11 protein-coding genes and 1 pseudogene are annotated in these 14,399 nt (G+C 50.3%); 5 read left to right on the top strand and 7 right to left on the bottom strand.

Annotated features, from left to right (window positions below):
* Positions 1-659 precede the first annotated feature (659 nt).
* Together ltrA and B9Q17_RS16000 are read left to right on the top strand one after the other, a co-directional pair.
* A complete protein-coding gene (gene ltrA, locus B9Q17_RS16005) occupies positions 660-2,183 on the top strand; it encodes a group II intron reverse transcriptase/maturase (RefSeq protein WP_094625972.1) in 1,524 nt (507 codons plus the stop codon).
* A gap of 80 nt (positions 2,184-2,263) precedes the next feature.
* Positions 2,264-2,881: pseudogene (locus tag B9Q17_RS16000) on the top strand (transposase); the annotation flags it as partial.
* A 417-nt stretch (positions 2,882-3,298) separates the two neighbouring features.
* Here B9Q17_RS16000 and B9Q17_RS15995 read toward each other — a convergent pair.
* From B9Q17_RS15995 to ttdA, 5 genes are all read right to left on the bottom strand, one after another.
* The gene (locus tag B9Q17_RS15995; RefSeq protein ID WP_094625971.1) at positions 3,299-4,147 is read right to left on the bottom strand and encodes an isocitrate lyase/PEP mutase family protein; all 849 of its coding nucleotides are present in this window, start codon (positions 4,145-4,147) and stop codon (positions 3,299-3,301) included.
* A gap of 133 nt (positions 4,148-4,280) precedes the next feature.
* Positions 4,281-6,512: a TRAP transporter permease gene (locus B9Q17_RS15990; RefSeq protein WP_036211514.1), complete on the bottom strand. Its 2,232-nt coding sequence runs from the start codon at positions 6,510-6,512 to the stop codon at positions 4,281-4,283.
* Between the two features lie 86 nt (positions 6,513-6,598).
* Positions 6,599-7,576, bottom strand: a complete 978-nt coding sequence (locus B9Q17_RS15985; protein WP_094625970.1) for a TAXI family TRAP transporter solute-binding subunit — start codon at positions 7,574-7,576, stop codon at positions 6,599-6,601.
* An 82-nt stretch (positions 7,577-7,658) separates the two neighbouring features.
* A complete protein-coding gene (ttdB, locus tag B9Q17_RS15980) occupies positions 7,659-8,267 on the bottom strand; it encodes a L(+)-tartrate dehydratase subunit beta (RefSeq protein WP_008172310.1) in 609 nt (202 codons plus the stop codon).
* Entirely contained in the window at positions 8,264-9,163 is a 900-nt protein-coding gene (gene ttdA / locus B9Q17_RS15975) for a L(+)-tartrate dehydratase subunit alpha (protein WP_036211507.1), read from the bottom strand. The genes ttdB and ttdA overlap by 4 nt, the downstream gene beginning before the upstream one ends.
* A 133-nt stretch (positions 9,164-9,296) precedes the next feature.
* On the opposite strand from ttdA, the gene B9Q17_RS15970 reads away from it, so the two are divergent.
* Positions 9,297-10,208 (top strand): LysR family transcriptional regulator, encoded by a 912-nt coding sequence (locus B9Q17_RS15970; RefSeq protein WP_008172798.1) that lies wholly within the window; start codon positions 9,297-9,299, stop codon positions 10,206-10,208.
* Positions 10,209-11,382: 1,174 nt separating this feature from the next.
* Here the strand turns inward: B9Q17_RS15970 and B9Q17_RS15960 are convergent.
* Positions 11,383-11,997 (bottom strand): TetR/AcrR family transcriptional regulator, encoded by a 615-nt coding sequence (locus B9Q17_RS15960; RefSeq protein ID WP_022989544.1) that lies wholly within the window; start codon positions 11,995-11,997, stop codon positions 11,383-11,385.
* A 143-nt stretch (positions 11,998-12,140) separates the two neighbouring features.
* On the opposite strand from B9Q17_RS15960, the gene B9Q17_RS15955 reads away from it, so the two are divergent.
* Positions 12,141-12,581, top strand: coding sequence for a hotdog fold domain-containing protein (locus B9Q17_RS15955; RefSeq protein WP_022989543.1), 441 nt, complete (start codon positions 12,141-12,143; stop codon positions 12,579-12,581).
* Between the two features lie 105 nt (positions 12,582-12,686).
* Positions 12,687-13,511 carry a MipA/OmpV family protein gene (locus B9Q17_RS15950; protein ID WP_094625969.1) on the top strand — a complete coding sequence of 275 codons (825 nt, stop codon included), beginning with the start codon at positions 12,687-12,689 and terminating at the stop codon, positions 13,509-13,511.
* Between the two features lie 108 nt (positions 13,512-13,619).
* On the opposite strand, the gene B9Q17_RS15945 is transcribed toward B9Q17_RS15950, so the two are convergent.
* The gene (locus B9Q17_RS15945; protein WP_094625968.1) at positions 13,620-14,201 is read right to left on the bottom strand and encodes a DUF6448 family protein; all 582 of its coding nucleotides are present in this window, start codon (positions 14,199-14,201) and stop codon (positions 13,620-13,622) included.
* Positions 14,202-14,399: the final 198 nt, after the last annotated feature.

Here is a 14,399-nt window from a genome sequence, read left to right as displayed (position 1 = left end):
GTGTGCCCGGAGTCCAGGGCGAGCATGGAAGCTCAAATGGACCACGAGTCTATCTGGAATATTGAACCGGTAATTCAGGAGGAAGTAACCAATCAATCCCACCCACTGTGAGGGTGGTGAGCCTGAGCGGCAGTGACCTGCGGTATGCCCGCAGGGTGATGTAACCCGCTGACAACGGGGATTGAGGCGAGGTCACTAAGCCAAGATGATCCTCAAGGCTGAGTGCTGAAAGGCTGAAGAACATGAACCCATTCATCCGCCTCTGTGGGTTGAAATGTCACCACGGCTTACGTGACCTGATAAGCCGTACGGGAAGGTTGGGCAGCATGACGCATAGGCGCTGCCAAACGAAGAAGTCCAAATTGGTAGCTCGGGCTTCGGTTCAGCAGTATCCATCACAGATTGGACTGCTGCTTCCTGTCAACTTGCGGCAAGCAAGGGTAAAGAGTGCGATGGGCAGCCTCCTCAGCATGCTGGAGTCCAGATAGGTAAACCGGGGAAGGTCAATATTGGATGCCAAGGGGGCATGACCCCGATGCCAAGTTGACTGGCGGAGCTCCCGTAGTAGTCCGCGATGGGGAAAGCCCATTACATGGCGAAGGGGAGCAGTTTAAACGTGTTTGCCAAGCAAACTACCTGACCAAACAAGGTGAAGACCTTTGATAATCAGCGAAATGCAACGCAAGCTAGCGACCTGGACAACAACCGACCCCACCCGCCGGGTGGACAGGTTGTTGCGCCTGATAGCACAGCCTGACTGGCTCGCAGAAGCGGCTCGGGTCACTCTGTCTTCCAAAGGGGCAGACACGCCCGGGATAGACGGAGAGATCAAGCTGACTGTGCAGGACAGGCTGCCGGCTATTCTTCAACAGATCAGGAGTGATTTACTCTCCGATGTTTACCAGCCGTTACCGGCCCGAAGGGTGTATATCCCAAAGGCCAACGGCAAGCAACGACCACTGGGTATCCCGACCCTACGCGACCGCATCGTTCAACGGGCCATGTTAATGGCGATGGAACCCATGTGGGAAAGCGACTTCCATACGCTCTCCTACGGGTTCCGACCGGAGCGGAGCGTTCATCACGCGATCCGTACAGTGAAACTGCAACTGACGGACAATAAGGAAACGCGCGGACGCTGGGTCATTGAAGGGGATCTGTCCAGCTACTTTGATACCGTGCATCACCGGCTTCTGATGAAAGCTGTACGTCGCAGAATCAGGGACCGACGGTTCCTGAACCTTCTCTGGCGATTCATAAAAGCCGGTCATATTGATGCAGGTCTTTTCCGGGCAGCAAGTGAGGGCGTACCTCAGGGCGGTGTTATATCGCCACTGCTATCGAATATCATGTTGCATGAGTTCGATCAGTACCTGAATAGGCGCTACCTCGGCAAAAAGGCCCGAAAGGATCGATGGTACTGGAACCACAGTATCCGAATCGGTCGAAGCTCAGCCATCCGAGAGAACCGACAATGGAAGCCAGCCGTCGCCTACTGCCGCTATGCCGATGACTTTGTGGTTATCGTCAAGGGCACCAAAGCCCAGGCAGAGGCGATTAGAGAAGAATGCCGGGAGATGCTGGAAGGAACTCTCAAGCTGACACTGAACATGGATAAGACCAAGATTACCCATGTGAATGACGGCTTCGTGTTCCTGGGGCATCGCATCATCCGCAAGCGGAGCCGCTATGGCGACATGCGGGTGGTGACGACAATCCCCCGGGATAAGGCACGTAACTTTGCAGCATCTTTAACCGCCAAGCTGTCAGGCAATTATAGTGAAAGCAAAATCGACATGGTCGAATCCATCAACCGAAAGCTGAAAGGCTGGGCGGCGTTCTACCAGTTCGTCGATTACAAAGCGAAAGTCTTCAGCTACATCGATGGTGTCGTGTTCTGGAAACTGGCCCATTGGCTGGGCCGCAAATATCGCTCCCGGCTCAAACCGCTGATGCGTCATTGGTTCAAAGCCCCGGCTTCAGGTCAAAGTAAGACTTGGGTGCTGTATGGCAAAACCAATCAGGGGCTATTCAGTGGAGCCATCCTGTACCGACTCGTCGGTCACGGGAAAAAGCGATTCCGTTGGCGTCTTCCAGAGGGTAATCCCTACCTGAGGACAGAGTCCAGAAACACGTGGACCTCTCGCTTTCCCGAAGTTGCTATGGCCTTCGCCAGCGTTTAAGCGGAGAGCCGGATGCGCTGAAAGGTGCACGTCCGGTTCGGAGAGGAGAGGCAGGGAGATAGTTCGACTACGCCCTGCCTCTTACTCTACTGGCTTCGACGGTGCGTGGGCAGTTCTACTACCTGTACATGTTTGAAGACGTCTACAGCCGGAAGATCGTGGGTTACGAGGTCTATGAGGCTGAGAGCGGCGACTACGCCGCCGGACTGTTACAACGTTGCCTGCTGCGGGAGAAGTGTCTCCACCGGCCTCTGGTGCTGCACTCGGATAACGGAGCCCCAATGAAGGCCCAGACCATGAAGGCAAAGCTCGAAGAGCTGGGCGTACTGCCTTCGTATAGCCGACCTCGGGTCAGCAATGACAATGCATTCTCGGAATCCTTATTCCGGACTCTGAAGTACCGCCCTGACTGGCCCTCGGCTGGCTTTAAGAGTCTGGACGACGCGCGACGCTGGGTAGACGGCTTTGTGAACTGGTACAACACGGAACACAAGCACAGTAAATTGAGGTTCGTAACCCCGCAGGAGCGGCATGAGGGTCAGGACAAGGCTATCCTGGCGCAGCGTCAGCGAGTGCTGGAACAGGCCAGAGAACGAACTCCTGGCCGCTGGGGAACACGTCCAATCAGGAACTGTGAACCGGTCGGGCCAACGACGCTGAATCCGGAAAAATCGATTGTGGAAAAAGACGCTGCTTAAACGGAGAAACAGTGCCAACTATCTTGAAAAACGCCGCACAAATATGTCCAGTACCGTGCGATACCTTGGTGTTGAGGTGGAAGATGCTCTGGAGATCGCTGAGAGCATTGAGATCTAAGTGCGTAACTTTTCTCCTTCGTCCCTGGGTGCTGCAGACGCTGCCAGCTCCAGTCGATGATTACCCTCGGGTTTCGATCAGGCTCCTCCAATCCTAAATTGAAGCGAACTGGACTTACATCGGTCCACTATAAACTCCTGGCCTATTTCCTCATGCGCAGTTTAAAGTTCAGCAAAATTACCATCGCTAAATAACAATTATATTTCAATTGTTCAATTCCATGACTTAGTTCGTATTTGAGATTTGGAAGAACGTTCATGAACTAGAAAAGATAGGGATTCAAAATCTTTTACTTAATTCTATCCGAATATCCGCAAGTACCGTTTCAGTGAACTATCAAACCATCTTTCTTCTGTGTACCGTCCAATTAATGATTTATAATGAAGTTCATTATCTGAAGGCGTACGGCCAGACAATTCCGACAACGCGTGATAGGTGGCAACAATTGATGACTCAAAAGGTGAATGACCATTCAAGAGGAGCTTGATATTGAACCTTGCGTACATCTCTTCCGTGAGTGTATTTTTTCTACCGTAGTTAATTAGCATCTTTGGCTTACTGCTGGCTTTTGATATCAACTCCAACTGCTCGGGATCATTCACGCCAGCGAGACATATACCATCGACACCAACCTCAGAATACTGAAAGACTCTTTCTGCCACCGCCCCAATGTCTTCACCAGAAACGATCTGCGTTCTCGCGATTATGCCGAAACTATCAGAACGTCTGGCATCGAGCGCAGCGGACAGTTTATCAATTTGCTCCTGCTGCGAAATTAGTTTGGTCTTTGTTTGTCTGTACGCAATGGGTAAATTCGTATCCTCGATTGTGACGGCAGTGGCTCCCGCCATTTCCAGCTCCACGACAGTGCGCATCGTATTGAGGGCATTTCCATAGCCCGCATCTCCGTCCACTATGATTTTCAAGCTCGATGACTGGCTCGTGCGTTTTACCAGGTCGCAGAGCTCTGTGGAGGTGAGCAACATAAGGTCAGGTGTTCCCAACATGCTCAAAGAAGCCACGGATCCCCCTACCATTCCATATTTGAAGCCGAGGTCAACTGCCATCCGGGCAGCGATTGGGTAATGGACTGAAGCTAAGATTTCGTAGCTCTGAGTTTCATTAAGAAGGTTGGAAAATGCCGTCATGGAATACCTTCTGAGGATAAAGCGAACCTGCTAACCTCTTGAGTGGTTGGATGTGGCTGATCTGTGCCGAAGATCTGTAAAACAGATATTCCGGCACAGATCAGCTCAACTAGACTATTAGAGGGACTGCTGATCAGGCGCTAGCCACAATAGATTCTCGGTTCACTATCTTCTGAAGTATGAATACTGCACCTGCAACTCCAAGACCCACCAAGTCTGTAATCAATCCACCTGAAATCATTAGGAAAGCTGCGGCTGCCAAAGTCAGGCGAACAATGAAACTTGCGCAATTTCCTACAAACCACCCCTGAACAGCACATGCGAGCAAGAAAATACCGAATACAGCGGTGAATCCTGAACGAAGTACATGTAACCATTCACCTTCCATTAGTAGTGTAGCGTTGTAGAAAAACATGAACGGTACAACAAAGGCCGCGATGCCAATTTTGAATGATGCTAGGGACGTTTTTAGAGGGTTAGCTCCCGAAATCCCGGCCGCCGCGAAGGATGCCAGAGCCACAGGAGGTGTGATCGCTGACACGACCGCGAAATAGAAAACGAAAAAATGCGCTGTCAGCAATGGAATGCCTAAATCGACCAACCCCGGGGCTACAACTGATGCGGCTACGGCGTAGGCTGCTGTAGTTGGCATCCCCATACCCAAAAGAATCGCGATACACATGGCAAAGAAAAGCGCCAGCAATTGTGACGTATCAGCCAAGCTCAGGAGCAGATTGGAGAAACGAGCGCCGACACCTGTGAGCGAAATCACACCAACTATAATGCCTGCGCATGCACAGACTGCAATAATTTGAATCGACATGTGCCCCGCGATTTCAAACGCACCGTAGACTCTTCTCAAATTCATTTTGTAAGGAGTAAACCAACTAACGACAGCTGCCGATATTGTAGCCAGGGTGCCCGCACGGATTACCGAATATCCCATAAAAAGTGCCACAATCAAGATCAAGATTGGAACAAACAGGTACACTTGGCGCACCATGTTGGAAACGCGGGGTAACTCTTCTTTTCGCATTCCCTTCATGCCTAATTTGGCCGCTTCAAAGTCAACCATAAAGAAAATCGAGACAAAGTAGAGAATGGCCGGAATGATCGCTGCGATGGCAATATCCGAATACGGAATTCCCGTCACTTCAGCCATAATGAATGCACCGGCACCCATAATTGGCGGCATAATTTGACCACCTGTCGATGCAGCAGCTTCGATCGCACCGGCTGTGTTCTTCTCGTACCCGACCTTTTTCATCAACGGAATCGTTAATGAGCCGGTCGCAACAACATTGCCGGCAGACGTGCCATTGATCATGCCCATGAGGCCCGATGCAAAAATGGCGACCTTCGCTGGCCCCCCCCGGGCCTTACCTGCTATCGCAAAGGCGAAGTTCACGAAATAATCGCCAACTTTGGATGCTTGCAAAAATGCCGCAAAAATTATGAATAGAATGATGTAGGTTGAAGATACAGCAGTGGTTGGGCCCAATACGCCGGCGTCAGTGTATACCTGGCTGAAAAAGCGCTCCCAAGTAATAGCGGGTGAGTTAAGAAAGCTGGGTAGAAATTCACCGATAAACACGTAAATCAAGAACACGGTGGCAATCACAACCAAGGCCATACCTGCCACGCGTCGCGTGAGTTCCATTATCAACGCTGTTCCGGCAACGGCCGCCATAGAGATACCAACTGGAGCAAAGGCAGTTCCAGTTGAATTTCTCATCTGTGTGCCATAAATCGTAATTAAATAGACTGCAACGGCAAGCGTAGATACTACGAGGACAAAATCGTGTGGAGCGAACCTACCACGGCTTTGTTTATCAAACCATGAGAGGATGATAGAGCCTCCTGTTGCTCCCCATAATGGGGCGCCATACAGCCATATTTCATTGAATCTGATGTTTTTGTTTATTCCATTCCAGTTAGATCCAGAAGCGATCTCCCATGCAAAATAAAAAGCCATGCCGAGCGAAAATAGCCCGCAAATCAACAATGGATAGGCCGCGACACGAATTGCTCTCGAACTGGGCTTCTGACCGTCAGCGAATCCCGTCGCCGAGAACATTAAGAAGCCGAGTATCAATGCGCCTGCGACGTGTGCAATACGGAAGTTCCAGGTTTCAATGGGGAAGTCGGGTAGAAATGGAATGTCGACCAAGCCGCCCGTCATTGCCTTAATACCTATTCCGTTTAAGGCGAGCATATGAAATGCTGCATACACCACCGCAATGAGCGTTACGATTTGATAGGAGCGCCCTTTAAAGAGTCGTAGATTCGACTCTACTGGTTCATCATCCACCCCTTGGGCGATAAGGTGGTCTGGCTTCTGAGCCAAATTCTTGTCGTTATTCATGACTAGACCTTTGCTTGATTTAGCGCCACATTAATGTTTAAAACGCGTGGCACCCAAAAAAACCAAGATGCCACGCAAAAATCTAATTAGTTATGAATTAAATTCGGAGAAATGCTGCCCCCATTTTCATTAAACCAGCGCGCAGCTCCAGGGTGCCATGGCAGGAAGGTATTCTTATCCCAGTGCTTTGCCAGTGTGGTGCGAGCTCCTTTGTGGGCTTGAACCATGCGCTCATTGTCACTCATCACTGCTTTTACAGCTTCGTATACAAACGACTCTGGGAGATCGCAATTTGCTATTGCAAAGTTCCACATAGCGACAGAGCGAGCTGGAGTTTCAAGGCTCTTGTATACGCTAGCTGGGATTTCGTAGTCACTCACAGGAAGGGCGTCGATAATTTTTGCTTGTTCTTCTTCGGTAAACTCAATAATGTTGATATCAGTTTGTACCTCAAGCTGACTGACTGCTGGAACTGGCACACCAGCTGCAAATGCAACCACGTCAAGCAGTCCGTCCTGAACTTGCCCGCCAAGATCTGACCACCCTCCGTTTCGGCGCTCAAATTTAAGGCCTAGTGCTGCCAACATACGTGGGAAATAGGTATCAGAGGTAGATCCTGCTGGACCAAACCCAATGACGGCGCCATCGGGAATGTCTGAGATGGAAGTAATGCCAGATGACGTCAATGCAGTGATAGAGAACGGCGTCTGGTACATGGGAAACATTGCACAGGCATTGTCCAATTGTATTCCTGGTGCTATGGCATTATTCCCCTCAAGCGATTCTCTTGCAGGGCCCATGGTTGTCATGCCGAAATGGTTATCGCCTGTATGAACTAAGGCCATGTTTTGCATGGGGCCTCCGGTTACTTCAGCACCACCCGTTACGCCTGTTTGTTCAGATACAATGTTTGCCCAAGCGGTGCCGTACCCAAAATATGCGCCACCTTGTGACCCAGTGCCTACTGTAAAGCTCTCCGGCCACGCGGATTTGTCTTCCGCAAACAGGGAAGATGATGCGGCTACTAGAGCCACAGAAAGAACAAAGGTTTTAATTGTTTTCATGACAATCTCCAATACTTATTTGTTTTTAGATATTGCTTCGTTAGGAATTAACCTTGATATCTAGATCGATTAACGAGGTAGCTTATTTTATGAACTTAACCTGCTCGCTGATTCGTTCTAGTACTGAGGACTTTCGCTCGTTGTATGTTTTTTTGTTTGTTTCGAATAGGTTGTTGCCGTGGGTATCAATCGAAATAATCAGAGGGCCAAAGCCTTTTACTCGGTTTATCCAGAGTGTCTCTGGCATACCTAAGTCCTTCCATTCAGCACCTTCTATCGCTTCAACCTTCGTTGCGGCGACAACTGCACAGCCGCCTGGAAAGACCGCATGAACCGCCTTGTTTTCTAAGCATCCAGCGGCTGTTTCCGGACCCATTCCTCCTTTACCGATAATCAGCCTGACGCCAGTCTTTTTTATGAACTCGCGCTCAAACTTCTCCATTCGCATACTGGTAGTTGGTCCAATTGAGACCATTTCGTAGCTACCGTCATCTTTTTCTCGAACGATTGGGCCTGCGTGAAAAATTGCGCCACCGGCAAGATCAACCGGGAGTTCCTGTCCATATTCAATTAGACGCCGGTGAGCCACATCCCTGCAGGTGACAAGGGTTCCATCGAGGTAAACAATGTCACCTACCTTCAGCGCTTCTAGGTCTTCGATGGAAATAGGGGTTTTTAATACCTTTTTCATAGCTTGACGTCCTGATGAGAGATGATTTCGTAGGAAAGGTCTGCGTTGATCTTGATTTGGCCGCGGCGGTGAGCCCAGCAACCAGTTGAAACGGCAACGCCAATTGTTGAGGGGTGACGAGCAGACCACTCAATATTTACTCCCATCACGGTGTTGTCGCCGGTTAGACCTTGCGGACCAATGCCCAAATCATTGATGCCCTCTGCCAGAAGCTCCTCAAGGAGCGCTGCCTGTTCGTTTGTATTGCGAGCGGTAACTGGTTTGAGAATCGCCTTTTTGGACAATCGAGCAGCCGTCTCAGCGGATGTCGACACACCAACGCCAACTAGGAGAGGGGGGCAAGCGTTCAAGCCTCGGGAGGTCATTACATCAAGAACGAACTCGGCCACACCTTCGTAGCCTTGACCTGGCATCAATACCGTCGATGCTCCGGGTAGCGTGCATCCACCGCCGGCCATGTAAACATCAATAATCACATGGTCTTTTCCCGGAAGAATTTCCCAATCGAGCCATGGAATTTTCGAACCTGTATTTGTACCCGTGTTTTTCTCAACAAATGCCTCGACCGCGTTGTGGCGAAGAGGACCAATTTCAGTTGCACCTATGGTTGCTCCTTCCAGAATGGATTCGAGCTCACCAAGCAAAGGGAAAGACGATCCGGCCTGGATAAAATACTGAATTACACCAGTGTCCTGGCAGCTTGGCCGATCAAGCTTGTCTGCGGCATCTTGGTTTTCGGCCATCACGTCGAAAATCTCAATTGCCATGGGATTGGTTTCTTTGGCGCGCAACTCGGCCTGTTTATCTTTCACGTCGGTTGGCAGACGTTTTCCGATGTAGGCCGTGAATTTCGCAAGAATGTCGGTTAAAGACTGAACTTCAGCTTCTTTCTCCACGCTTCTATCCTCTTCTTACAGTGTTCCGATTTCGCCTTATGGAGTAACCGGATGGGTTGTAAGGTGATCATAGAATGTGGAAACTGGCTTAAGGTTCACAAAAAGTAAAAACACTTGTTCGTAAAGGTTAATAATGACGGCTGACGATTCGATGCGGTTTTTTGTAAGCCTTGCACAGAAACGCTCCATATCCGGGGCGGCTCAGGAGCTGGATCTATCTCCTCCAGCGGCTACCAAACGCTTGGCTCAGATAGAAGATCAGATAGGAGTGAAGCTGGTTAATCGGACAACCAGGCGCATTTCATTGACACCAGAAGGTGAGATTTATCTTGAATATGCCCAAAGCATCCTTTCCAAGATAGAGGAAATGCAGGATGTCATACGAAACCAGTCAGGAGCACCGGCCGGCCAGTTGAATATCCATGCACCGCTTGGTTTTGGTAGAAAATACATCGCCCCGCTTGTATCTGAGTTTGTCACCACATATCCGAATTTGGCAGTTCGGCTAACTTTAAGCGACAAGCATGTATCACCACCTGACGACGCAACTGATATAGCAATTCGCTTTGGCGACGTTCCAGACTCACGGTTAATTGCTCGGAAGATAGCTCCGAACAGACGTTTTATTAGTGCAAGTCCAAAATATCTCGATAGAGTTGGGCGTCCAGTCGTGCCTCAGGATCTGAGTAACCATCAGGCGATTGCGCTACGTCAAAATGATGAAACGGCCAGCCTCTGGCGTTTAACGAAAGATGATCAAACTCAAGCGATTCGAGTGCCGGTGAAGTTAAGCACAAATGACGGGCATGTCGCTCTTCAATGGGCAATTGAGGGACATGGCTTGTTGATGCGAGCCCAGTGGGACCTTGCTAAGCATTTGAGAAGCGGTGAGCTGGAATTGGTGCTTCCAGAGTATGAAACGCCTGCTGCCGACATTTACGCTGTCTACCTACAGAAAGCGCGGCTCGCAACACGAATCTCATTGTTTCTTGATTATCTTGAGGAGTCATTTCTCACTAAAACATCGACGAGTGACTATTGGTGAATGCCAGCGCTCGATTCGAAAAGCTCATGAAATTGGACGCACACGGGGCCACCCCGTTTCCATGGAATTTCTAAAACGGTGGTGGACTTACCCCGCAACTACTGACTTCCCATAACCCCAAGCAGAGGCCATTCCATTGCGTTACGCGAATATTCGCTTTGCGACCTTAACGTAACGCCGATTATGCGCAGTGTACTTGGGAGACCACCAGAGCCTGAAGCGGGTTCCAGGGCACGTCCTTGTGCCGACTTCGTTATTTTTTCTTCCGAGACGGTTTACTCTTTTCACCGACGGTTTCCCGCGGGTGTTTCTTGGCAAAGGTCTCGGTTACATAACGGCCTGTTACAGCGCTTCGGTATTTTTTGGACATGCGTCACCTCACATCAATGAAAAGATTCTAGCGATGCCCAGGGATGCCCTCGGCATCATCCTCATTTAGCGGTTTGGCCAACTCCGGAAATGGGCGCAAACACGCTGAAGCGTGCCGTTGACCATTCGGAAGTAGGCTCGAACGTAGACAGCGGGTCTGATGACCATGGCTGATCTCCTGTACGAGATAGCCAGTGAGGTGACGGTAAGAGGCGTTACGATCACGGGACGATAGATCCAAAGGGTATTGGCATACAAGCGTCTCGTTTTGTACTATTCTCAACCCATCAGTCTTACTGGCTGTGTGGATATAGGTAGGGGGTTATTCTTGGCGGAAGGCCCCTACCGCTTGGTAAAACCTCAGGGCTTCGGTCCTGGGGTTTTTTATCGCCTAAAGAAAGGCGATGGACTGATGATACTTGCCTTTGGCCACTTCGTCAGCCTACTTACCAAACAGACTCACAATATTGTGTTATCCAATATTTTCATTAAAAACATATGGTTATATTGATTTTTCTAATTTCTATTTAAAAAATCAATGAGTACTGCCAAGTACAATAGGATGAATGATTGGGCGGCAAGTTTTTCTGCCGTTTCAGACCGGTCTTCGATGATGTGAGGGTGCTCCTTTAATGCGACTAGGAGGGGTCAGACATCGGCAGATCCTGATACGGTAATGAGAAGCATCGGCCAGAAAGGCCGGAGAATAGTCAGGGCAGGATTCTAAGCCTTTCGTCGGTCGCAGGCTACTGAGCATGTATATAAGGGCGGGGTACTGCCCGACTCCAACGCCATTATCAGGCCCTTACCTATGAATGGACCGCCAGGCCGATTCCGCAAACTGTTCCCGATACTCGAGGGGTGACGTCTGGATCCGCCCGGAAAGCCAGGCCCTGCAAAAGTTCTCCGCCGGCCCGATGATCAGAGATGGAAGTAATTCCTGGCATTGAATAATCTCATTCGCGCCGGAATCCAGCCTGAATAACAGCTCCCTCAGCTCACGGTAGTTTTCAATATTGCGCTCTCTGAGTTGCTGCTGATGTGGCCCTTTAGCCACAGCGGATCGAGCCTGAAAAAGGAAACGAGCCCACTCCGGGTAACTCGTTACCCAGTCCACATAACTTTTAACGATGAGGTGGACAGCTTCTTTCAGTGTTTTCGCCGTCTCCAGAGCTGATGTCAGTTTCGCTCTCTGATTATCCTGCGCACAGAAGAATAGGGCGCTCAGAATGCCTTCTTTGTTTCCGAAATGATGGTAGATAGCACCAACACTGGCGCCACACCGAACCTTGATGGTGTCGATGGTCGTGGCTTCCACGCCAAGCTCATTGAAGCAAGCCAGGGCGTTCTCAAGAATGTTCCGCTTCAGCGCAGATCTGCGCCCTGGGAACGGCTTTTCGAGAATATCGTCGTCAGGCATAAAGGGCTCTTGCTCATTCCTGTATCGATTAATACGGCAGTTTACTCCTTGACAGCCTCTCCATAAACAGAACATTATTCTTTTACAGAATGATATTCTGTTTAGTAACTTGTCGCTACCAAATATCATGGAGATCACGATTTATGAGCCAAGCACTCGCAGCATTCAACGCCTTTGGTGCCGAAAGTTTTTCCAGCATGATGTGTCAGCAAGCGCCGTACTTCAGCACTATCCAGCCAACGCTTGTCGAATTGAAGCAAGGCTACGCCGAGGCGAAGGTGCCATTCAGGAAGGAAATCACAAACCACCTGGGAACGGTCCACGCCATTGCCATGTGCAACGCCGCCGAGTTAGTCGCTGGCCTGATGACTGATGCGACAATTCCGAGCGGTGCCCGATGGATTCCTCAGTCAATGAGCGTGAATTACCTGGCCAAAGCGAAAACCGACCTGCGCGCGATCGCAAACGGAGAAGGAATTGACTGGGATAGTGCGGGACAAAAAATCGTTCCGGTTTCTGTCATCGACGAAGACGGGCAAACGGTATTCACTGCAGAAATCACCATGAACGTAAAACTGGGGTAATAGATATTTGAATGCCGGGTTTATGGCCCGGCAGCCTCTCTAAAATATGCATCCATAATGAAGCGTACGCCGTATAACCCCTCACGATTTGATGGGGGAAAAACCATGATAAAAGCAGTTCTGCAAACCGCCACATTTCTTGGCGCAATTTCTTGTTTTGGGTTGGTAAATGCGACGGAGACGAGAACCCCTCTGGTTCCGCTTCCCTCTGTCGTTGATTTTACCGATGGCGATGGCTGGGGTGTTGGGCTTGGCCTGGGCGTTGAGTATGAGACGGCTTATGAGGGTTCAGACGAGTTCGAGCTTGAGGTCGATCCGGCTGGGGGTGTTCAGTGGCGAACGGGTGACCACCTTTTTTTCTGGGCAGGTGAGGCCATTGGGTGGCGAACACTGGCCAGGGATGCGTGGTTGATTCAAGCCTCGGTAGGCTACGAAGAAGGCCGGGAAGAGGGTGATTCCGAGGATGGCAGACTGGATGGCCTGGGTGAATCAAGTTCTGGAGCGGCAATGTTGCTTGAGGTGCGTTACGCTCTTGCAGAAAACTGGCGTTACTTCCTGGATGGTCGTGTTTCAGCGGGAGAGATCGGTACGTTGGGGATTTTCGGCGCAGGAACCTGCCTGGCTTGCCAGCCTGATGGCACTGGATGGGAAATTGGCGCGGCTGCAACGTTCCACGATGGCAAGTTAGCCAACCGGGACTTTGGTGTGAACACCCGGCAATCGATAGACTCAGGTCTTCCAGAAACCGACGTTGATAGCGGGTATCGTTCGACGGGGGTCAATGTTAATTACCGGAACTACCTGAATAAGAACTGGCAGATCTTCGGCGAAGCTCTTTACGAAGTTTATGGGAGTGACGTCTCAGATAGCCCGATATCCCGGAATGATTATGAAGCGGAGATTGGTGTTGGCTTCATTTATGTTTTTTGATGCGCCTTAATAGAATGATGGTACCAATTCAGCCGAAGGCGAAACTGGAAATGAATACAACGGCAAAGCAGGCCGTCAGCCTGCTTTGCGTCTGCGTGAAGATAGGAATTAGTGCCCCTGCCCTCCAGCAGCGCCATGCACGCCCTCTATATAGTGAATGTAATTGACGTAGTCAGCGACAAAGGCACGCCCCTTATCGCCGCTTTGATCAGCCATGGCCCTTGCACGCTGAGCCTCATGATAACGCTCACGAATACCGTTCTCGATCTTGCGGGTTATATTTGCCACGAGGCGATCAATTTGCCCGTTTTCCAACGCCGCATCCGCCGCCATTAAACCCGGATCAATCTGTCCGGAAGGCTTGATGCCGGTAAAGGGTGCGCCTTCGGAGGCACGATGAACCTCAACGAGCGTCGAGAACAGATGCTGATCGGCAATGTTTTTCGCAGTTTCGCTTTGCCCGCGGACTTGGCGCACATCGGCGAATACCCTTTTGATTTCGGCCTCATCCTTTGCCGGCACCCATTTGAGCAAGGGCTTAACATTGCCTGACTCCAGTGCCGCACGGGCTTCGGTAATCACGGGACCGTCCAGAGCATCACAATGAGCTTGGGTGCTACCGGCAAACATCAGGCTGAAGATTGCTGCGGCCACTGCGGGAACAGTGGTTTTGCGTAATTTGGTTTTCATACATGACCTCCTCATAGTGCGTTGAGCTTCACGAGCACCGGGTTTGGTGGCGCTTGGCAATCAGAGTACGGAAGGGAGGTCAAAGAAGCGTTCTCAGGTACGAAACCGAACCGATTCCATGGTTTGGAAATAAAATATATAATTCAAAAGGATAGAGGTTTCAGTATCGGGTGAGAGCGTACTCGAACGCCGGGTAGC

This window comes from Marinobacter vinifirmus (genome assembly GCF_002258215.1).
Lineage (GTDB): Bacteria > Pseudomonadota > Gammaproteobacteria > Pseudomonadales > Oleiphilaceae > Marinobacter > Marinobacter vinifirmus.
This window is presented reverse-complemented; position numbering and strand designations above follow the sequence as displayed.

Bases quoted from the DNA above. Each gene is read 5' to 3' on its own strand.
- B9Q17_RS15995 (WP_094625971.1), bottom strand. From the start codon at position 4,147: ATGACGGCATTTTCCAACCTTCTTAATGAAACTCAGAGCTACGAAATC.
- B9Q17_RS15990 (WP_036211514.1), bottom strand. From the start codon at position 6,512: ATGAATAACGACAAGAATTTGGCTCAGAAGCCAGACCACCTTATCGCC.
- B9Q17_RS15985 (WP_094625970.1), bottom strand. From the start codon at position 7,576: ATGAAAACAATTAAAACCTTTGTTCTTTCTGTGGCTCTAGTAGCCGCA.
- ttdB (WP_008172310.1), bottom strand. From the start codon at position 8,267: ATGAAAAAGGTATTAAAAACCCCTATTTCCATCGAAGACCTAGAAGCG.
- B9Q17_RS15970 (WP_008172798.1), top strand. From the start codon at position 9,297: ATGACGGCTGACGATTCGATGCGGTTTTTTGTAAGCCTTGCACAGAAA.
- B9Q17_RS15960 (WP_022989544.1), bottom strand. From the start codon at position 11,997: ATGCCTGACGACGATATTCTCGAAAAGCCGTTCCCAGGGCGCAGATCT.
- B9Q17_RS15955 (WP_022989543.1), top strand. From the start codon at position 12,141: ATGAGCCAAGCACTCGCAGCATTCAACGCCTTTGGTGCCGAAAGTTTT.
- B9Q17_RS15950 (WP_094625969.1), top strand. From the start codon at position 12,687: ATGATAAAAGCAGTTCTGCAAACCGCCACATTTCTTGGCGCAATTTCT.
- B9Q17_RS15945 (WP_094625968.1), bottom strand. From the start codon at position 14,201: ATGAAAACCAAATTACGCAAAACCACTGTTCCCGCAGTGGCCGCAGCA.